The 20,033-nt window shown below is 57.6% G+C and carries 15 protein-coding genes and 1 tRNA gene; 10 read left to right on the top strand and 6 right to left on the bottom strand.

Annotation, left to right across the window (positions count from 1 at the left end; translation table 11 throughout):
• Positions 1 to 69 precede the first annotated feature (69 nt).
• Positions 70 to 831: a competence/damage-inducible protein A gene (locus tag ATE59_RS01245; protein ID WP_058810934.1), complete on the top strand. Its 762-nt coding sequence runs from the start codon at positions 70 to 72 to the stop codon at positions 829 to 831.
• On the opposite strand, the gene ATE59_RS01240 is transcribed toward ATE59_RS01245, so the two are convergent.
• The 3 genes from ATE59_RS01240 to ATE59_RS01230 all read right to left on the bottom strand — a co-directional run bounded on the left by ATE59_RS01240 (position 804) and on the right by ATE59_RS01230 (position 2,893).
• The gene (locus ATE59_RS01240; protein ID WP_082657253.1) at positions 804 to 2,057 is read right to left on the bottom strand and encodes an MFS transporter; all 1,254 of its coding nucleotides are present in this window, start codon (positions 2,055 to 2,057) and stop codon (positions 804 to 806) included. The genes ATE59_RS01245 and ATE59_RS01240 overlap by 28 nt on opposite strands.
• 57 nt (positions 2,058 to 2,114) lie before the next feature.
• Positions 2,115 to 2,188 (bottom strand) — tRNA-Gly (locus ATE59_RS01235).
• 141 nt (positions 2,189 to 2,329) lie between these two features.
• A complete protein-coding gene (locus ATE59_RS01230; RefSeq protein ID WP_058810932.1) occupies positions 2,330 to 2,893 on the bottom strand; it encodes a peroxiredoxin in 564 nt (187 codons plus the stop codon).
• A gap of 30 nt (positions 2,894 to 2,923) precedes the next feature.
• Between ATE59_RS01230 and ATE59_RS01225 the strand changes: the two genes are divergently transcribed.
• Positions 2,924 to 3,550 (top strand): hypothetical protein, encoded by a 627-nt coding sequence (locus ATE59_RS01225; RefSeq protein WP_156416682.1) that lies wholly within the window; start codon positions 2,924 to 2,926, stop codon positions 3,548 to 3,550.
• 3 nt (positions 3,551 to 3,553) lie between these two features.
• Here ATE59_RS01225 and ATE59_RS01220 read toward each other — a convergent pair whose 3' ends face one another.
• Positions 3,554 to 4,615, bottom strand: a complete 1,062-nt coding sequence (locus tag ATE59_RS01220; protein ID WP_058810930.1) for an IS1595 family transposase — start codon at positions 4,613 to 4,615, stop codon at positions 3,554 to 3,556.
• Positions 4,616 to 4,757: 142 nt separating this feature from the next.
• On the opposite strand from ATE59_RS01220, the gene ATE59_RS01215 reads away from it, so the two are divergent.
• The 8 genes from ATE59_RS01215 to ATE59_RS18125 all read left to right on the top strand — a co-directional run bounded on the left by ATE59_RS01215 (position 4,758) and on the right by ATE59_RS18125 (position 17,954).
• On the top strand, positions 4,758 to 5,075 hold the full coding sequence (locus ATE59_RS01215; protein WP_197409118.1) for a DUF6471 domain-containing protein: 318 nt from the start codon (positions 4,758 to 4,760) through the stop codon (positions 5,073 to 5,075).
• Positions 5,076 to 5,123: 48 nt separating this feature from the next.
• Positions 5,124 to 6,698, top strand: coding sequence for a type I restriction-modification system subunit M (locus ATE59_RS01210; RefSeq protein WP_058810929.1), 1,575 nt, complete (start codon positions 5,124 to 5,126; stop codon positions 6,696 to 6,698).
• Entirely contained in the window at positions 6,695 to 7,915 is a 1,221-nt protein-coding gene (locus tag ATE59_RS01205) for a restriction endonuclease subunit S (protein WP_058810928.1), read from the top strand. The genes ATE59_RS01210 and ATE59_RS01205 overlap by 4 nt, the downstream gene beginning before the upstream one ends.
• On the top strand, positions 7,912 to 10,935 hold the full coding sequence (locus ATE59_RS01200) for a type I restriction endonuclease subunit R (RefSeq protein WP_058810927.1): 3,024 nt from the start codon (positions 7,912 to 7,914) through the stop codon (positions 10,933 to 10,935). Before ATE59_RS01205 ends, ATE59_RS01200 begins: the two co-directional genes overlap by 4 nt.
• Before the next feature lie 219 nt (positions 10,936 to 11,154).
• Positions 11,155 to 13,866 carry an ATP-dependent DNA helicase gene (locus ATE59_RS01195; protein ID WP_058810926.1) on the top strand — a complete coding sequence of 904 codons (2,712 nt, stop codon included), beginning with the start codon at positions 11,155 to 11,157 and terminating at the stop codon, positions 13,864 to 13,866.
• Positions 13,863 to 15,815 carry a DUF7017 domain-containing protein gene (locus tag ATE59_RS01190; RefSeq protein ID WP_058810925.1) on the top strand — a complete coding sequence of 651 codons (1,953 nt, stop codon included), beginning with the start codon at positions 13,863 to 13,865 and terminating at the stop codon, positions 15,813 to 15,815. The genes ATE59_RS01195 and ATE59_RS01190 overlap by 4 nt, the downstream gene beginning before the upstream one ends.
• A gap of 415 nt (positions 15,816 to 16,230) precedes the next feature.
• Entirely contained in the window at positions 16,231 to 17,589 is a 1,359-nt protein-coding gene (locus ATE59_RS01185) for a tyrosine-type recombinase/integrase (protein ID WP_058810924.1), read from the top strand.
• A gap of 62 nt (positions 17,590 to 17,651) precedes the next feature.
• A complete protein-coding gene (locus tag ATE59_RS18125; RefSeq protein ID WP_231737137.1) occupies positions 17,652 to 17,954 on the top strand; it encodes a hypothetical protein in 303 nt (100 codons plus the stop codon).
• A 304-nt stretch (positions 17,955 to 18,258) separates the two neighbouring features.
• Here ATE59_RS18125 and ATE59_RS18345 read toward each other — a convergent pair whose 3' ends face one another.
• Together ATE59_RS18345 and ATE59_RS01170 are read right to left on the bottom strand one after the other, a co-directional pair.
• Positions 18,259 to 18,603: a hypothetical protein gene (locus tag ATE59_RS18345; protein ID WP_331458643.1), complete on the bottom strand. Its 345-nt coding sequence runs from the start codon at positions 18,601 to 18,603 to the stop codon at positions 18,259 to 18,261.
• A 159-nt stretch (positions 18,604 to 18,762) separates the two neighbouring features.
• On the bottom strand, positions 18,763 to 19,995 hold the full coding sequence (locus ATE59_RS01170; protein WP_082657252.1) for a serine hydrolase domain-containing protein: 1,233 nt from the start codon (positions 19,993 to 19,995) through the stop codon (positions 18,763 to 18,765).
• Between the last annotated feature and the right edge of the window lie 38 nt (positions 19,996 to 20,033).

The raw sequence follows: 20,033 nt of genomic DNA, 5'->3' as shown, positions 1-20,033 counted from the left end.
AACATATCAGGAACATTGTCTGCGATCCAGAAGCCTTGTTTTGTCATGCGGGCGCGGTAAGGCAAGAGGATGAGCGACGAACGCATCTGGACCGCCGCCGTGCTGGTGATCGGCGACGAGATTCTCTCGGGCCGCACGCAGGACAAGAATGTCGCGCAGATCGCGACCTGGCTCGACGTGCAGGGGATTCGCCTGCGCGAAGTGCGCATCGTCCCCGATGTCGAGGACGAGATCGTCGATGCGCTGAATGCGCTGCGTGCGCGTTACGACTATGTCTTCACCACCGGCGGCATCGGCCCGACCCACGACGACATTACCGTCGATGCGGTGGCGAGAGCGCTCGGCGTCGGGGTCATCGTCCACCCCGATGCGCGCGCGATCCTCGAACGCTATTACGCGGCGCGCGGCGGCGAACTGACCGAGGCGCGGCTGCGCATGGCGCGTACCCCGGAGGGCGCCGAGCTGATCCCCAACCGCATGTCGGGCGCGCCCGGCATCCGCATCGGCAATCTGTTCGTGATGGCGGGCGTGCCGCACATCACCGCGGGCATGCTCGATGCGCTGACCGGCGCGCTGGAAGGCGGAGCGCCGCTCGTCGCGCACACGATTGGCGCTTGGGCGCCCGAAAGCGAGGTCGCCGATCTGCTCCGCGCGGGCGAAAAGGATCACCCCGGCGTCGCCATCGGCAGCTATCCCTTCTTTCGCGACGGCCGCGTCGGCGCCAATTTCGTCTTTCGCTCGACCGACGCGGAGCGGGTCGCCGCTTGCGTTGCCGCCGTGCGCACGGCGCTTGAGGCGGCGGGCTATGCGGTGACCGACGGCGGCATCTGATCGGCCGCGTCGGCGTCGCTCGTCCGCGTCGCGCGCGGCAGGCGGCGCAGCATCGCGATCGCGAACAGTCCGAACAGCGCCGCCACCAGAAAGGCGGCGCCGGGAAAATGCACCGGCGCGTTCGCGCCCGTGAACCAGGCCATGGTGCCGGTGAGCAACAGGGGCGCGACGATCTGTCCCAGCCCCATTGCCATCGCCGATATTCCCTGCACCTCGCCCTGCGCGCCGGCATCGGCGCGGCGCGACAAGATGGCGCTCAGCGATGGCTGCACCGGCGCCTGGAACATGATCGGCACGATCAGCAGGAAGGCGCCCCAGGTCGTCGTCACGAACGCATAGCCGACGAACACCGCGACCGCGACGGCGATGCCGATCGTCGCCGCATCGCGTTCGCCGAAGCGCGCGACCATCGGCCCGACGACGAAGCTTTGCCCGAGCGCGATGGCGACGCCGACCGCGGCAAGGCTCGCGCCGATCATCCCCGGCGTCCAGCCGAGCTGCGCGATGCAGTAAAAGCTCCACGTCATCGGATAGACGAGGCTGGCGATCTGCCACAGCAGCAGCACCGCCGCCGCGCCGCTCATCCCCGGAAGCGCGCGCATCGTGCGAAAGGCGCCGAGCGGATTGGCGCGGCGCCAGTCGAAGCCGCGCCGCTTGTCGGGGGCCAGCGTCTCTGGAAAGATGAAGGCGCCGTAGATCATGTTCGCCGCCGCGAGCAGCGCCGCCGCCACAAAGGGCGCGCGCGGCGACAACTCGCCCAGAAAGCCGCCGATCGCGGGGCCGACGACGAAGCCGACACCGAAGGCGGCGCCGACGAAACCGAAGTTGCGAGCGCGCTCCTGCGGCCGCGTGACATCGGCGATCGCCGCCATCGCGGCGGCATAGCTGCCCCCGAAAATCCCCGACAGCGCGCGCGCGACGAACAGCCAGGGCAGCGTGTCGACGATTGTCAGCAAGGCATAGTCGGCGGCGAGTCCGGCAAGCGACAGCAGCAGCACGCGCCGCCGCCCGAACCGGTCCGACAGATTGCCGAGCACCGGCGAAGCGAGGAAGGTCGCCATCGCCATGACAAGCCCGATCCACGCCCCGACCTCGATCGCATGCGGCAGGTCGATGCGCCCCACCTCCATCACGAGCTGCGGCAGCACCGGCATGATGATGCCGAACCCGATCGCATCGATGAAGATGGTCGCCACAATGAACGGAATGGTGCGCTTTGCCGTCACAAGAATATCCTGAATGTCGGAAGCGGGAGGCCTGCGCCGGGCCTCTTACGGCGGGGCTGGAGCGGGTGAAGGGAATCGAACCCTCGTCGTAAGCTTGGGAAGCTTCTGCTCTACCATTGAGCTACACCCGCATTTCAACGACTTGGCCCCTGCCTGCCGCGCTGTTTTAAAACGCGTTTTGCAGTTGCCCTCGCGATGCGGCGTCCGAGTGCCACGATGACCGCGCTGTCGTCAACATATCTCTTGCGGATCGCGCGAGCACGCGGCGGCGATCAGCGCTTCCGCGCCTTCCATGCCCGCACCGCCGCCATCGTCTTCTCGATATGCGCCTGCGGCTTGCTGTCGGTGTAGCTGAGCAGGATCGTCCCGTTCGGCGCGATCACATAGGATGTGCGTTCGGAGAGAATCCGGTTGTCCGCCGTGCGCATCGTCGTGTCATATTTGGCGGCGACCTTCGCGCCCGGATCGGCCGCCACGGCAAATTTGTCGCGGCATTCCGACCGCGAAAATTCGGCGACGCGGTCGATATTGCCCGCGGTGACGCCGATGACGCGCGCGCCCAACTTTTTGAAATCGTCGGTCGATTCGGCAAAAAGATGCGCCTCGATCGTGCAGCCGGGCGTGAAAGCCGCGGGAAAGAAATAGAGGACGACCGGACCTTGCTCCAACGCCTGCTTCAGCGACAGGCTGAAGGGCTTCCCGCCCTGTGCCGCATCCAGCGTGAAATCGGGCGCCTTCACGCCGGGCTTGAGCGCCGCGAAGCCCTGCAGAGGCGCGGCAGCCAAGAGCAGCCCGACACCCAGCGCGATTGCCGTCATGCCCCGGAATTTCATCATCGCTCTCCCATTTGGCCGATGTCGCCAAGCATGACCAAAAAATGCGCGGGCGTCCAGCGCGCCGACGCAAACGCTCGTCGAGGTCATGGTCTTGGAGAAAGCTGCGGCATTATGTCGCAAAAGAACCGATTCGCAGACTCCACGAATCGCGCTGATTTCCTTAGTGAAATCGGCATGGGTAAAAGCAATTTACAAGCGTCGCTGGAGAAGAAATACGCCGCCTGGAGCGGCGAACTTCTCGAAGTTCAGAAACAGATCTTCAAGATCGAGGAATCGCATGCCGAGCTGACGCAGTTACGGGCGCGGGCGGCTAAACTCGAAGAGTTGGTTGGCAACGCCAAGAGCATTTTCTTCGAAGTAAATCCGGAATGGGATCCTGAACAGATCAAGCCGACACGGACCGGCTCTTACACCCTGCCTTTTGAGATCGGCACGGTTTCAAAGGAGTGCATGACGATCCTGCGCGAGGCGGAAAAGGCAATGACGTCGCGAGCGATCGCCAAGATGATCCTCCAACGCCAGAATATCATTGATGCCGACTGGCAGCTCCTCGACAAAGTGCGCAGCGCAGTGGATGCTTGCATGCGCTCTCGCCGCGGAAAATATGTCCAAGCTGAAGGCGAATACCCCATCTACTGGTCGATCATCCCCGCGTGATGATCAGCGGCTCAGCTTAAACACTCTTATGAGCTCAGCCTTGTCCGGGTCATTATCATTGTCAGATTTGCGCCGCTGCCAGTAGCCCTTCATCCGCCGCGAAACCGGTGACGCGAGTGCGCTAGAAAGGATCATTGCAAACAGGTCGCCATTAGGCCTGCGCCTGTTTTCCTCTCTCCACGCCATTTCACGAGCATAGTAGCTGGTATAGCCTCTTCCGATGCTGTTGTAGACGCCGCGCTCGGCACGGCGCATTCTGGAAAAGAAGCTCTCGGCCTGGTTCGTGCACGCTATTCCGTCGGAATAGCTTTTCGAGTGGTTGATCCGCTTGGTATCGAAATAGCCATGAAGCGCATCATACTGGTTGGCTTCGTCGGCATGGACGACGCTGCCCTTCTTCACTAGCTTGCGCATGATTGGGACGGCATCGCTTTCCTTGCTAACGTGGAATGTCCGCACACGCGCCGGCCGGTTTCGCCCCTCGTCTTCACGCTCGCGGACGACAACGATCAATCGTTTCTTCGCCAGCTGCTCAGCCTTTGCCGCAGCGCGCAAGCCTTCCCAATTATCAGGATCATTCGCAATACGCTTTGGCTTTCCACCAAACACGGCGCCATCCACCTCGATGACGCCATCGAGCTCGTCATATGCATCGCGGTGATCGATCCCCATGGCTTCGCGCAGCTTGTGCGCGAGCACCCAGGCGGTCTTGTATTCGACCCTGATGTCGCGCTGCAGTCGCAGGGCTGCCACGCCGAGCGCGCCATTGGTGAAGATGGCGATCGCCTCGAGGATCTTGCGGAACTCCAGTTTTCGGCTGGCGAAGATGGTGCCACTGGTTACGGAATATTGCGTCCGGCATTTTGCAACCGAGCATTTCCATTTGCGTCCGGCGATCAGTTCCCAGTGATTTTCTGACCCGCATTTTGGGCAAACCGGTCGACCATTTGTGGCGGCCCACCGGATGCGCTTGAATTTGGCATAGGCGCGATCCTCAGACATGCTGAAGACCGAACGCAATGAAAGCGTCTGTGCTTCGCGTGTGAGGAGGAAGTGCTGCGCCATTTCGTGTGATGATCCGTATCATCACATATAATGATATTCCGTAGATTGTCCAGTTCAATATCATCACACACGATGATGCGTCTCATTGCTGGACGTTACGGCGCGTTTGGCGAAACGAAATGCTGATCCTATAACTCCGCAAATGACAGATGATTCGACAGCAGCCGCTGATGACAAAGCTTGGGAAGAGCTGGTCAAAAACATGCTCCGCGCGGAGATGATGCGCCGGGGCATTTCCTATACCACGCTGGTCGAGCGATTAGCCGAGATCGGCATTGACGATAATGAGCTGAATTTGCGGAACAAAGTCAGCCGCGGGCGCTTTTCCGCAGTTTTTTTCATGCAGTGCATGCTCGCCGTCGGCGTTGATCTTCTGCAGATTCCCAAGACGCTTGAAGAAGCCATCGGGAAAGGCGGCGCCCAACGGCTCGCCAAAACGCGCGCGAAGCCGGACTCCTGATCTCCAAAATATTCTCGAAAACATAAATGCGAAGAAAGACGAATTCGAATGAACGACGTAGCGGGAAATGAACGGGCCGACTTGCATCGCACGATTTGGCGCATTGCGAACGACCTGCGCGGCAGCATCGACGGGTGGGATTTCAAAACCTACGTGCTCGGAATGCTGTTCTATCGGTTCATTTCCGAGAATCTCGTCAAATATTTGAACGAGCAAGAACGCCAGGCGGGGATCGTGGACTTCGACTATGTCGAACTCAGCGACGAAGATGCCGAATTCGGCCGTGAGGAAACGGTAAAGGAGAAGGGCTTCTACATTTTGCCGTCGGCGCTTTTTTCAAACGTGCGCCGGCGAGCTCGCCAGGATGCGAATCTCAATGAAACCCTTGCGCAGATTTTTGCGCAGATCGAAGGCTCGGCCAACGGAACCGACAGCGAAAACGATATCAAGGGTCTGTTCGACGATCTGGACGTCAACAGCAGCAAGCTTGGTGCGACGGTGGCGAAGCGAAATGAAAAGCTTGTCAAACTCCTCGACGCGATCGGAGATCTTCCGCTCTCCAATCCCGCCTTTGCCGATAACAGCATCGACCTGTTCGGCGACGCCTATGAATATCTGATGCAGATGTATGCCTCGAACGCGGGCAAATCTGGCGGCGAATTCTATACGCCGCAGGAAGTGTCTGAACTGCTGGCGCGGATCACCGTTGCGGGAAAAACCGAGGTCAACAAGGTCTATGACCCTGCATGCGGCTCGGGATCGCTCCTGCTCAGCTTCAGCAAGGTGCTGGGGCACGACAAGGTGCGTCAGGGATTCTTCGGACAGGAGATCAACCTGACGACCTACAATTTGTGCCGCATCAACATGTTCCTGCATGATGTGAATTATGAAAAGTTCGACATCGCACTGGGCGACACGCTTACCGATCCAGCGCACTGGGATGATGAGCCCTTTGAGGCGATCGTCTCCAATCCGCCCTACTCGATCAAGTGGGAGGGCGACGCCAATCCGCTGCTGATCAACGATCCGCGCTATGCACCAGCCGGTGTGCTGGCGCCCAAGAGCAAGGCCGATCTTGCCTTCACAATGCACATCTTGCACTGGCTTGCTGTCAACGGCACGGCCGCAATCGTCGAGTTCCCGGGCGTCCTCTACCGCGGCGGCGCCGAGCAGAAGATCCGGCAGTATCTGATCGACAATAATTATGTCGATGCCGTGATCCAGCTGCCGCCGGACCTGTTCTTCGGCACCACGATCGGCACCTGCATCATCGTGCTCAAGAAATCGAAGACGGATAATGCGACGCTGTTCATCGATGCCAGCGCCGAATGCTCGCGTATCGGCAACAAGAACAAGCTGACGCCCGGTAACATCGCGGCGATCCTTGACGCCTTCGTGGCGCGCAAGGACGTCGATCATTTCGCCAAGCTGGTCGAAAACAGTGCAATTGGAGAGAACGGCTATAACATCTCGGTATCTTCCTGGGTCGAGCAGAAGGATGCACGGGAGGCCGTCGACATCGTCGAACTTAACGCCAAGATAGCTGGCATCGTGAGTCGGCAATCCGAATTGCGCAACCAGATCGATGCGATTGTTGCCGAGCTTGAGGGAGAGGCGGCGTGAGCCGGATCGATACCCTTCTTGAAGAACTCTGCCCAGACGGAGTTCCGTTCTATCAACTCAACGAGATATTTGTCACCAGGAACGGATATACCCCAGCAAAGGCCAACAAGGCATTCTGGGTAAACGGGACAATTCCTTGGTTTCGGATGGAAGATATTCGAGACAACGGACAGGTTCTCGATGACTCCGTGCAGAAAATCTCGACTGACGCAGTCAAGGGCGGAAAGCTGTTTCCCGCCAACTCCATCCTCGTAGCGACGTCGGCAACTATCGGGGAGCACGCGCTCATCACAGTTCCCCACTTGTCCAACCAGAGGTTCACCTCACTATCCCTCAAGCCTGCCTTCGTTGACAGGTATGATATCAAGTTCGTCTATTACTACTGTTTCAAGCTGGACGAGTGGTGTCGAAGCAACACTACGACTTCGAGCTTTCCATCGGTAGAAATGAATGGCTTCAAGAAATTTAAATTTCCGTTGCCGCCGCTCGAAATCCAGCGAGAAATAGTTGCCATCCTCGACCGGTTCACCAAGCTGGAGGCGGAGCTGGAGGCGGAGCTGGAGGCGGAGCTGGAGGCTCGGCGTCGGCAGTATCGACACTACCGTGATCAGCTGCTGAGCTTCCCGGAACACACGGATAGCCAAGCAAGCAAGCAAGCAAGCAAGCAAGCAAGCAAGCAAGCAACAAGGATAATGGCCTTGGCTGATTTTGCAACCTTTCGGCGGGGCACAGCCATCACGGAAAAGCAGACTGCTGCAGGCTCGATCCCGGTCGTCGCCAATGGTCCTGAGCCTGTATATTCACACAGCGAATTTAATCGTGACGGAGAAACGGTTGTCGTGGCACGATCCGGCGCAAACGCCGGATATATTAGTTTCTGGACGAAGCCGATTTTCCTGACGGATGCCTTCAGTATTGATCCCGATCCGTCAGTTATGCGGCCTAAATTTGTCTATTACTTGCTGAAGCATAACGAGCGCGCGGTCCAGAACAGCAAGAAGGGAAGCGGAGTGCCTCATATCCAGATAAAGGCGATGCATTCGATGCGATTCCCCGTTCCCGATTTGCGGGAACAGGATCGCATTATTGGCGTCCTCGACAAATTCGATGCACTCGTAAACGATCTGTCGAACGGCCTGCCGGCTGAGATCAACGCGCGTCGCCGCCAATATGAGTATTATCGCGACCGCCTTATGACCTTCCAGGAAGCCGCATGACCGAAGGACATCAGCCCTTTCACTTCCAGCCGATTGCGCAGTCGAGCGAAAGCACCGTTGTTGCCGAGTTTGTGCCCGAAACGAGTGGCGTGCGCGATGCCGGGTATCAGTCGGAGGATGCCCTCGAAAAGGCGCTGATCGCGCAGTTGCAGGCTCAGGCCTATGAATATCTGGCCTTCACCTCGGAAGCCGAACTGGTCGCGAATCTGCGCGATCAGTTGGAGAAGTTGAACAAGGTTCAATTCTCCGATTCCGAATGGAGCCGGTTTTTTACGACCTGCATCGCCGGCGCCAATGACGGCATCATCGAAAAAACTGCGCGCATCCAGGAAGATCACGTTCAGCTGCTCAAGCGTGACGATGGCAGCATCAAAAATATCTACCTGATCGACAAGGCGACCATCCACAACAACAGCCTGCAGGTCATCAACCAGTATGAGACGCAGGGCACTCGGGCCAACCGCTACGATGTGACGATCCTCGTCAACGGGCTGCCGATGGTGCACATCGAGCTGAAACGCCGCGGCGTCGACATTCGCGAGGCCTTTAACCAGATCAACCGCTACCAGAGGGACAGCTTCTGGGCAGGCTCAGGCCTGTTCGAATACGTGCAGCTGTTCGTCATCAGCAACGGGACGCTGACTAAATATTACAGCAACACCGTGCGCGATGGGCACCTTGCCGAGCAGCGCGGCAAGCGATCGCGGCAAACGACGTCGAACAGCTTTGCTTTCACCAGTTGGTGGGCCGACGCAAAGAATCGACCGATCACGGACGTGGTCGGCTTCACGAAGACGTTTTTCGCCAAGCATACTCTGCTCAACATCCTGACCCGCTACTGCGTGTTCGATGTCAGCCGCAAGCTGCTGGTGATGCGGCCCTACCAGATCGTCGCGGCCGAGCAGATCATGCTGCGAATTGGCACGTCGACCAACTACAACCAATTAGGGACTGTGAACGCCGGGGGCTACATCTGGCACACGACCGGCAGCGGCAAAACGCTCACCAGTTTCAAGACCGCGCTTCTGGCCCGCGATTTTGCCGGCGTCGACAAGGTGCTGTTTGTCGTGGATCGCAAGGATCTCGACTACCAGACAATGCGCGAATACGAGCGGTTCGAAAAGGGCGCCGCCAATTCAAATACGTCAACCGCCGTGCTGCAAAAGCAGCTTGCCGATCCGAACGCGCGGATCATAATCACGACGATCCAGAAGCTTTCGCGCTTTGTTGCCACTAACAAGAAGCATCCGATCTATGACGCCCATGTGGTCGTCATTTTCGACGAATGCCATCGCAGCCAGTTCGGCGATATGCATGCCGAGATCACGAAATCCTTCAAGCGCTACCACCTGTTCGGCTTCACCGGCACACCGATTTTTGCCGAAAATTCCGGCAGCGCGGGCAATCCCAATCGTCGCACCACCGCCCAGGCGTTTGGCGACCGGCTGCACACTTACACAATCGTCGACGCCATCAATGACAAGAACGTGCTGCCGTTCCGCATCGATTACATCAACACGATCAAGACCGGTGGGGCTATCAAGGACAAAAAGGTTCCGGCGATCGACACCGAACGCGCCCTGCTTGCGCCGGAGCGCATCACCGGGGTCGTGGAGTATATCCGCGAGCATTTTGACCAGAAGACGCGCCGTGCCACCTCTTACCGCCACGACGGAAAGCGGCTCTCCGGCTTCAATTCGATTCTTGCGACCGCATCGATCGACGCTGCCAAGCGCTATTACGCCGAATTCAAGCGCCAGCAGCAGTCGCTGCCAGCGGCGCAACGTCTGAAAGTTGGCCTGATATACAGTTTTGCGGCCAACGAAGATGACGAGGACGGGTTGCTGGGCGAGGAAGAGTTCGAGACGGCGGGTCTCGACCAGAGTTCGCGCGATTTCCTCGAGGATGCGATACGCGAATATAACGCGCTGTTCAGCGCCAGTTTCGACACTTCGGCGGACAAGTTCCAGAATTACTACAAGGACCTGTCGCTTCGGCTAAAGGCCCGCGAACTTGATATGGTCATCGTGGTCAACATGTTCCTGACTGGCTTTGATGCCACGACGCTCAATACGCTGTGGGTGGATAAAAATCTGCGCGCGCACGGTCTGATCCAGGCCTATTCGCGCACAAACCGCATCCTCAATTCGGTGAAAACCTACGGCAATATCGTATCGTTTCGTGATCTTGAGCAAGAGACGAACGATGCCCTTGCTCTGTTCGGCAATAAGGATGCCAAAGGGATCGTCCTGCTTAAACCATATGCTGAATATTACGACGAGTATGAGAGCCTGGTCGGCCGCCTGAGAACCGAGTTCCCGCTCGACCAAATAATCGTCGGAGAGACTGCCCAAAAAGCCTTCATCAAGCTGTTCGGCTCGATCCTGCGGCTCAAAAATATTCTGACGGCATTCGACGACTTTGCTGGAAACGAGATTCTGACCCAGCGCGAGTTCCAGGACTATCTCAGCCTCTATCTCAATTTCTACGCGGACTTTCGCCGGGCCTCCGAGGCAGACCGCGAAGCCATCAATGATGACGTGGTATTCGAGATCGAGCTCGTCAAACAGGTCGAGATCAACGTCGATTACATCCTGCTATTGGTCGAGCGCTATCTGGCCGCCAAGGGCACAGGAGAGGACAAGGAAATCCTTGCGACCATCGACCGCGCCATCAACTCGAGCCCTTCGCTTCGCAACAAGAAGGACCTGATCGAGCAGTTCGTCGCGTCCGTCTCCGCCAAGTCAAAGGTCGATGCCCAGTGGAAGTCGTTTCTGGCTGGCCGCAAGACGGAGGAGCTGGAGGAAATTATTGCAGGCGAAGGTCTGAATGCGGACGAGGCTCGCAGCTTCATCGACAATGCGTTTCGCGATGGCGCCATCCCCACGTCCGGCGTGGCGATCACCAAAATCATGCCGGCCGTCTCTCGCTTTGCGAAGGGCGGGGAGCATGCTTCGCGGAAGCGGACTGTAATGGAAAAGCTGACGGAGTTCTTCGAGCGATATTACGGGCTAATCTAGGCCGTGTTGACAAAAGTGATTCCCAAACGCGCGTCGTTCTGATTCAAGACTGCTTTTTGAGGAGCGGTCTTGGGTCGCGGGGATTTGTGGGAAGCGGAGTTAAAAGTGATTTTCGCGTCAAAGATTTTTGGAAATCAATTATTATCATCCTATAATCTGTCGATCCGATAATTTTGACCGGCCGGATTATCTACCAGCCATTTGGCGTCGAGGAACACTATGACTTCGGTTGGACTGAACAGCTTTTTATTCCTCGCGCAGAATTGGCCCGGCCTCTACGATCTAGCTAAGAAGGCAGAGGCTGCAGCTGAATACGATCCAGAAATCGCAGCTGTTCGCCTGCGCAGCTATGCTGAGCAGATGGTCGAATTGCTGTTTGCCCACTTTGGCATCCAACTGGTCGATGCCGATAGTCTGAATGATCGGCTACGATTGCTCGAAAAGGGCGACTTGTTGGATCGCCGACTGCTCTCAAAGCTTCATACACTGCGGAAATTTGGCAACAAGGGCGCTCACAGTAAGGGCGTGCCCGCGGAGAAGATAGACGACCTTCTGGTTGACGCATGGTCTCTTGGCTGTTGGTTCTGTCGACTGTTGCGGCCCGATGTGGAGTGGATGATCCGCCCATATGGGCAGCAGCAGAGCGTGCTTTCCGTAGAGCAGTCTACTACGTCACCGGATCGAGAATCCACAGCGTCTACGACCACGACAAATGTGCTGAAGTTCCCGGAAGACCGAATCCGGCGTATTCGTGACGATGTCGCGCGCGCCATGGCGACGGTCGATCCGCGGGTCCGCAATCTGCGAACACGCATGTCCATTCAGGAAGCGTTCTCGGACGCACTCAATGATGACCAGACTGCTTGCATCGCGGTCGTCGACGATTTCCTGGCCAATCCCGACCAAAAGATTCTCTTGCTCAAGGGCGACGCCGGCACGGGCAAAACCTACATCGCCCAAGGCATTATCGACTACCTGGCAGCGCAGGGCCGTGCATGCCATGTGGCCGCGCCAACCGGTCGTTCTGCAAAAATCATAGGCGAAAAGGCTGAGCAAGAAGCAAGAACCCTACACAGCCTGATCTATGACTTCAGCAACCTGAAGGAATTCGGCCACGAAGATGGCGCTCCAGGCTTGGAAACGTTCAAGTTTTACGCATCAGTCGCAGCCAATCGTGATCAGGCCAACACGGTCTATGTTGTCGATGAAGGTTCGCTCATTTCCGACGTATATTCGGAATCCGACTTTTATCGCTCAGGGTCGGGATATCTGCTGCAGGACCTGATCGCTTACGTCGGGTTCAATAATAGCGAGAATGACCGGAAGATCATTTTCCTAGGCGATCCCGCTCAGCTTTCCCCTGTTGGTATGAACACATCTCCGGCCCTTGATGCCGAATATCTCAGGGTGAATTTTGGAATTCAGCCCGCCGAGTATCAGCTACGGCAAGTTGTCCGGCAAAAGGCAGACAGTGGCGTTCTGCGCAACGTCCAACCCATCCGTAAGGGATTGGAGAGCGGAAATTACGGCGGCCTGCGCTTCAACTTCGACGCTGATGTCCAGCGTCTTGGGGCGGACGAGATCGTCCCTACCTACATGCGTGCGCTTGCAGATTCCAAACCTGATTTGCCGATCGTAATTACTCGGTCAAACGCGGAAGCATCGGAGATAAACCATGCTGTAAGGGCACAGCTCTTCCCAGGGCAAGCTTACGTCACCAAGGGCGATCGCCTGCTGATCAGCGGGAATACGTTCGTCAACGGTCACTTCCTAGCGAATGGAGAATTCGTTAGGGTGGCAGGGACTGAGGGAGCCGTTGAGCGCCGGAGCGTTACTCTCCGCACCAGGAACGTCGAAACCAAAGAAACGGAAGTTGTCGAGGTAACCCTGACCTTTCGTGACGCTGACCTTGTGCTCGTCCTTGCCGACGGAACAGAGGTCATCCAGAGCGTCAAGCTCCTGGATGATTTCCTTCACGAGGGGGAGGCCGGCTTATCGGCCGAAAAGCAGCGAGCGCTGTATGTCGATTTCCTCAAGCGCCATCCCGATTTGCGCCGTGACGAGCCGGGCGTTCTGCATCAGGCACTGTGTTCGGACCCCTACTTCAACGCTGTTCGTGCGAAGTTTGGCTATGCGGTTACCTGCCACAAGGCGCAGGGCGGTGAATGGAAGCACGTGATCGTCGTTTGCCCGAGCGCCGGCGATCCAAGGAATGCTGACTATTTCCGGTGGTTGTATACGGCAATGACAAGAGCCAGCGGCACCCTCTACCTGGTGAATCCTCCTGAGGTGCGTATCCGGGTGGCGGGGCCTGACCTGTTGGCAGGTCATCCCAATTCCGAGCCAGGTGCGACGAATAGCACTCCCGTGTCGCCAGTGGAGGCCTTTCGCGCAAATCTGCTGACCAACATCCGTAGACTGCTTGAGGGAACCGATATCCAAATCGAGGATGTTGCCCATTATCCATATCAGGAAGCGTATTTCCTTGGTCGTGCGCCGGACGGAATTAAAGTGCTCATCCACTACAATGGCAAATACCAAGTAGGAAAGATTGCGGCGAACCGGCAAAGCCCATTCCGGGATGAGGTGATGCAGATTCTAGCGCCGTTGATCGGCGCGTTGCCAGGACAATCCGGGCAAGCTGGCGCCTCTACTGGACTGCCTACGCGACCGTTCCTGATGGCCTTCCACAACCAGTTGGTTGATGGTTTGAGCAAAAGAGACATTGATGTCGCGTCGCTGAAAGAACAGCAATGGAGCCAGCGGTATTCCTGCCAGAGGGACGACCAAATCGCCATCGTCGATGTGTTCTATGATGGGAAGAACCGGCTGAAAAACTGCGTCCCCATCAGTCCTACGGCTTTCACGTCGGGTGCCGACTTGAGCCTCCTGCGTGAAGTGCTCGAAGTCGTCACGGACATAATCGTGTGAAGCCTTCCCAGCAGATTACGGCCGCTCGCAAAACGGGCAATCTGGAGGAAGCTTACCAGATTGCAGTCGATTTTCTGAAAACCAGTCCGGATGACCGCTGGCTAAAGGGAGCATTCGGCTGGGTCTTGATTGACCTCGTGAAAAAGCACTCATCGGGATCGGATCAGGCTGCACTGCGCCGATACACTGATGAACTGGCGTCGCTGGTCGTGCCCGAAGGTGACGAACTTCTGGCAACACACAGGAACCGGTGGCTTGCCTCTTCAACCCCATCCGGGAAGACGCTTGAAGAAGCGCGCACGCTTAGCAAAGCGGGGAAGCACGAGGATGCAATCCGGCTTTACGTTACCCTGGCCAGCGAGAATGCTTTGGATGAAGATGGCAGGGTTGCATTTGGCTGGGAACTGTTTCGTGCATTGAAAAGCGCGACGGGTAAAGATGACAGCGGAAAACTGGATGAACGAAATATCGGCCGGATTCGGCAGTATTTGAACATGTATTTCAAGCTCGGAATTTCACGCCCTGACCTTCTTCATAGCTGCATCATGCAGCAGGGGATAAAAGTGGCCAAACAAGGCCACTTGAAGTTCCTCCCATTTCTCAAGATCTGGAAGATTGATAACCTTCGTAAAGAGGATTTCGGTTCAACGCGCAGCGATGATGGCAGAGAATTCCCTGCGCTCGCAGAAGACCTTATTCAGTTCGCATCGAAGGAAGCCTGTCGCACCAACGAAGAGCGCGATCTTGAATACCTGAAGCCCCATCTCGAAGCTGCCATCAGACGTTACCCAAACAACATCTGGCTCAAGTTCAATCTGGCAAAATTGCTCAGAGGCCTCAATCAGAACGAGGCCGCACTTGCGCTTGCTATTTCGTTTGCCAAGGAAAAAGCTGGCGAATCCTGGACTTGGGATCTGATAGGGGATCTGCAATCTGATCCGGAAATGCGCTTGTCATGCTATGCAAAGGCACTGTCATGCTCAGATGACGACAACTTCACCGGCAAAATCCGATTGAAATTTGCGCAGCTTCTTGCTGCATCGTCGCCCGGCGAAGCCAAGGCCGAAGTCGAAAGAGTTATAAGCTTCAAGCAGAAGAACAGCGAAAAAGTCCCTGCAGAGGCGGCCCAGATGGCTCAAAGCCCCTGGTTTATGCAGGCGTCCAGCACCGCAACGGGACGATCATTTTATGACAAGCACAAGGTCCGAGCCGAAGAAATCCTCTTTGCAGATATCCCTTGGTATGACGCATGCCTGGGTGACGAGTTCGAGATTGTAAGGGATGACGGGTCGAAGAGAAGAAAGCGGCGTATCTATATTCGGGGCAATCCAATCCCACTAGAGATCAGTGTTTCTGCTTCACATCCCGAAGTTCGGGGAAAAGCACCGGGACACCCGCTGCGCTTGCAAAAGGAATCGCCGGCTCAAGAGCCATGGAACACGAAGGTTCATCGGATCCAGCCCCGACCGCAGGGTATAGATAACGACGTTCTCAAGGAAGTGACAGCCGCAATCAACGGCTTGAACAAGGACAAGAGCGTCATCCATTTCGTGGTGACAAGGGGCGTGGAAGGGGCGTGCCCGATGGCCATGCTGCCTGAAGCGCCGCGCATTGGTGCGACCGTAGCCGTTTCACTGGCCAGGTATTACACCAAGTCCGGTGCTCGGGTCCGTGTCTTCTCCATCAGAAACGCTGATGAGGCACCGTCAGCCGATGTTTTGACCAAGTTTCGAAGCACCGTCAGGGTCAACAACGGCATGGGCTTTACTTCAAATGACATTTTCATCCCGCCAAATTTGATTAGCGTAAATCGGATCAACGACGGCGATGACGTCGAAGGACAGGCAGTCCTTAGCTACGATAAAAAGAAGGACAGGTGGGGATGGAAGGCTTTCGCGATACTATCTTTTGAGGGCGAAGCGTCAGCTTTCGACCTTGAAGAAGGTTGATATCTTTACGTCCGGATTCGCCTCAGCAAACAAAATTGTCGGAGAAACTGGCGATGCCGAAGTCGAGATCGATTCGTTGCGAGTGGTTCCCAATCTAAGACTTCAGCGCGATTTCATCTCTGAATAATCACCATCTTTCAATGATATAACGAGTTTTTGGTTCTTTTGCGACATAATGCCGGAAAGCTGGCGCACCCGACAGGATTCGAACCTGTGACCTCTGCCTTCGGAGCGGGTACTAACAGGCTACGCTATTCAACGCCAGAGCCTGTTTTCCTACCCTAAGCTACTCATATTACATCGGAAAGATGAAAATCGCTGCCGCCGATGCTAACCTAGGCCCGCCGAGAATACACCCCCTGTTGCTTACGCGGTGCTTTCGCGGAAGCGGTACGGTTCGAAGAGGTTGCAGCCTATGGGCAGGATCACAAAACGCCTTGTAGAGGCGGCTGTCGCCGAGGTGAAGGATTATATCATCTGGGACGACGAATTGCCGGGTTTCGGCATCCGGATCTTCGCGTCTGGCAAACGCAGCTACATCATCCAGTATCGCACCCAGGGACGATCCCGGCGTCTGACGATCGGCATGCACGGCATCTGGACCCCCGAAATGGCGCGCCGAGAAGCGCGCATTCAACTGGGCCGCGTGGCTCAAGGCGAAGATCCGCAGGAAGAGCGACAGATCGACAGGCAAGCGATAACGGTCAAAGAGCTTTGCACCTCGTATCTAACGGACCTCAACGCTGGGCTTATTATCGGCAAAGGCGGGCGGCCGAAGAAGCAATCGACCATCGACACTGATACGGGTCGCATCCATCGCCACATCGTGCCGCTGCTTGGACCGCGGCGGGTCAGAGATTTGGACAAGGCCCACATCAACAAGGCGATGAAGGACATCATGGCCGGCAAGACAGCGGTCAGCGTCAGGACAGCGAAGCTGCGAGGCAAGGCGATCGTGCGAGGCGGCGCGGGAACCGCCGCCAGAACTATTGGTTTGCTGGGAGGAATACTGACCTATGCAGTCGAGGCGGGGATCATCGAAACCAATCCGGCGTTCGGCCTCCGCAAGCCAAAAGACAATGTTCGCGATCGCCGCTTGTCGGAAGCCGAATATCGGCTGCTCGGTACCAAACTTCGCGAGGCGGAGGTCGATGGGCAACATGAAATAGCCGCACAGATCATCCGACTGCTGGCGCTCACCGGCTGTCGTCGCAGCGAGCTCACCAAGCTCCGGTGGAGCGAAGTCGACATCGAAGGCAGCTGCCTTCGCCTCGAAGATAGCAAGGAAGGAAAATCGGTTCGGCCTGTCGGCTTGCCTGTAATTGAATGCCTGCAACAACAAGAGTTGTCAGAGGCTCGAACCTATGTGTTTCCCGGCACCAGCCGCGACAATGCCTTCGGTGCCCTTCCCGACCACTGGACGAAGATACTCGGCGGGTGCGGGCTCGACGGCATTACTCCGCATGTGCTGCGGCATAGTTTCGCCAGCATCGCGAATGATCTCGGCTTCACCGAAACCACAGTCGCGGCGCTGCTCGGTCATGCCAAGGGGTCGGTGACCGGCCGCTATATCCACACAATGGACGCCGCGCTGATCGCAGCCGCAGATACGGTCGCCGGATATATCCAGGGCCTTCTCGACGGAGCCCATTACAAGCTGACCGCCTACGCCCTCGATCATGCTTCCCGGAAGCAGGCCCTTGCGAGCTTTCTGGCTGGCGCCATCGGAGCAGATCCCGATGTTGACGTGCGCGACGAATCTCTCGTCGCTTAAGGCGGGCAAGGGCACGTCTCTAGCCAGAACCGTTCCTTTGATTGGGTTACAAGGAGTAAGACATGGTCCAGGACGATAAGGCAATCAAGCCTCGCCACGTGACTACTCCAGATGCAGCCAAGCATGGCTTTGCTGCGATGATCAGTGGCCGCGATTATCGCGCGAGTCCCGGTTGGGGAGCGAAACTCGGCTATTCGCGGGAGGAGCTTTGGGATGCACTGGAACAATCGATCGCATTCCAACGCATCGCGGCTCGGCCATATGACGGCCGAGTTCCCGAAATCTTGATCGGCGGGATTCTCGGTCCGAGAGGCGATGCCTATTCGCTTGACCAGACGATCACTGCCGTAGAAGCCGAGGATTAAACAGCTTTCGTCTCGAAGCCCTGAAGCACGCAGAAGCGGACTTCGTCAGCGCGGTGACGTTTAACAATGTCCCGGAAGCGGTGGGCGTCGCCCGAGCCGCAGCCCGGATCGGCCTGGCGCTAAGCATATTGTTCACGCTCGATAGCAACCATCGGGTCCAAGCCGGAAAGAGGCGATAGAAGCTGTAGATGCCGAATCCGGCGACGGAAGGCCGGACTTTTACGGCATCAACTTCTCGCACCCGCTCGAATTCGAGTCGGCGCTTGAACCCGGCGACTGGATTCGTCGTCTCCGCAGCTTGCAGCTAAATGCCAGCGCGAACGACAAAGTCGACCTGTGCCACCCCGGCCATATCAAGGACGGCACCCACGTTGACCTCGGTCGGCGCATCGGAGCGCTGGCCCGGCGCTATCCGCACATCGACATCTTCGGCAGTTGCTGCGGAACTTGGGCGCCCCATCTCGATGAAATGGCTCGTAACGTACGCCAGACGCCACAGTAGCTCCATTGCCAGCTCCTGGCGGCGCGTGTTGGAGAGGGCAACGGGTAGCTGTGTTGCCCACACGGCCGCACCAATCATTGGTAGAAATTGGCCGATTTCAGACCGGCGGCTTCCGGGCGTCGATCCAAGATAGCTGACATTCGCCAAGGTCGTGCGAGGACTAGGGAATCGGGAATTACCGTACGCAACTTTTGCCGCCCTGAAAGTACCAAGGGTTGTACTTGCTTATCGGCAAAGTGCATCCTTCTGCCCCGCAAATCGCTCGCTGCTAACGCAATTCACCGAAGCTGCGCCTGAAGGGAGGCGTCAAGGCGCTGGAGTACGGTTCGCGATGGCGTCCTCGATCAGGTCCTGCATCACCTGCTCCAGCTCAACACCCTTGCGGTCGCCGCCGCTCGAGATTTCGGTTGCGATCAAAGCGTAGTAGCCAGTCTCTCGATCGATCCAGCCGGTCCACCCATAAGCGCCCGGCGAGGAATTTATCTTCGACGTCGCGCACGCCGAAGGCGTATCGCATTCGACGAAGGAACCCAGCGCATATTCCCAGTTCGCGGCGCTTGCCGGAACGAAAACGCGCGGCAGGCCTGCAGTGCGCTGCTGCGTAAAGCTCGTCATGTCGGTAATGAAGGTCCCGCCAAGGAAAGCGCGCAACAGTTTCGCATAGTCGCGCGGCGTCGAATAGGCGCCTCCGGCAACCCATGGGTTGGTGGGAACGCTACCCGACGGATCGTACCAAGTCGTGCTCGTCAACCCGAGCGGGGTCGTTACATGCTGCGCGAACAATTCGTGGAAATTGCGCTGGCGTGACGGCGATGTGCCGGGCGCGATGCTCGTATCCTTCGCCTCGAGATAGGCTGCGGCAACCTGGATGCCATGCGGACCATAGCTGAATTGCGCCCCGGGGGCATTGCCCGGGCGTAAACTGTCGTAGCGCAGGTCGTGGATGCTCTTGGCGCAATTATTCAGCCCATAAGCCGGAAGGAGCTGGCAGCCGCCGACGAGCGGGCTCGCGTTGAAACCCGACGTCATCGACAGCGTGTGCTTCAGTTTGACATCCTTTTTCGTCCCGCTCGTCGTCCAGAAGGCGAGCGGCGGCCGCATCGGATCATCCAGCGTCGCGATACCGGCCTGCACCATACGCATGCCCAGCGCGCCGGCGAACCATTTGGAAGCGGACGCAAGCGGGGTCACCCGATCGATGCCGAAGCTGCCCTTCTCATAGGCGAAGAGATAGTCGGGATCCGAAGCATTACCGACGATGATATAGCCGTCATCAACCTCGGTGTCGGCGTCGATCGCCGCCTGCAACGCCGTCCAGTCATAGGCGTAGCCGCCAACGGTGGTTGACAGGCTGGCGGCAGCGGTTGTCGATGTAGCTGCGGTCGTCGTTTTCGCAGCGGCTGCCGCAGGCGGGAGCTGCACCATCGGACGCGCGTCGCCGCCGTCGTCGCCTCCGAACCCACCCTGCGCCGCAAAGGCCGCAGCCCCGGCCATCGCCGCGCCGGCGGCAAGCCAAATCCATTTTCCTCTTCCAGCCATTTTCTCTCTCCCGGCTTCGTTGCACGTTGTCGAAACGG

This window comes from Sphingopyxis sp. A083 (assembly GCF_001468495.1).
GTDB lineage: Bacteria > Pseudomonadota > Alphaproteobacteria > Sphingomonadales > Sphingomonadaceae > Sphingopyxis > Sphingopyxis terrae.
The sequence above is the reverse complement of the archived record's forward strand: the minus strand, read 5'-3'. Positions and strand labels throughout refer to the sequence as shown.

Bases quoted from the DNA above. Each gene is read 5' to 3' on its own strand.
- ATE59_RS01185 (WP_058810924.1), top strand. From the start codon at position 16,231: ATGGGCAGGATCACAAAACGCCTTGTAGAGGCGGCTGTCGCCGAGGTG.
- ATE59_RS01215 (WP_197409118.1), top strand. From the start codon at position 4,758: ATGACAGATGATTCGACAGCAGCCGCTGATGACAAAGCTTGGGAAGAG.
- ATE59_RS01230 (WP_058810932.1), bottom strand. From the start codon at position 2,893: ATGATGAAATTCCGGGGCATGACGGCAATCGCGCTGGGTGTCGGGCTG.
- ATE59_RS01225 (WP_156416682.1), top strand. From the start codon at position 2,924: ATGACCAAAAAATGCGCGGGCGTCCAGCGCGCCGACGCAAACGCTCGT.
- ATE59_RS18125 (WP_231737137.1), top strand. From the start codon at position 17,652: ATGGTCCAGGACGATAAGGCAATCAAGCCTCGCCACGTGACTACTCCA.
- ATE59_RS01200 (WP_058810927.1), top strand. From the start codon at position 7,912: ATGACCGAAGGACATCAGCCCTTTCACTTCCAGCCGATTGCGCAGTCG.
- ATE59_RS01170 (WP_082657252.1), bottom strand. From the start codon at position 19,995: ATGGCTGGAAGAGGAAAATGGATTTGGCTTGCCGCCGGCGCGGCGATG.
- ATE59_RS01245 (WP_058810934.1), top strand. From the start codon at position 70: ATGAGCGACGAACGCATCTGGACCGCCGCCGTGCTGGTGATCGGCGAC.
- ATE59_RS01210 (WP_058810929.1), top strand. From the start codon at position 5,124: ATGAACGACGTAGCGGGAAATGAACGGGCCGACTTGCATCGCACGATT.
- ATE59_RS01195 (WP_058810926.1), top strand. From the start codon at position 11,155: ATGACTTCGGTTGGACTGAACAGCTTTTTATTCCTCGCGCAGAATTGG.
- ATE59_RS01220 (WP_058810930.1), bottom strand. From the start codon at position 4,615: ATGGCGCAGCACTTCCTCCTCACACGCGAAGCACAGACGCTTTCATTG.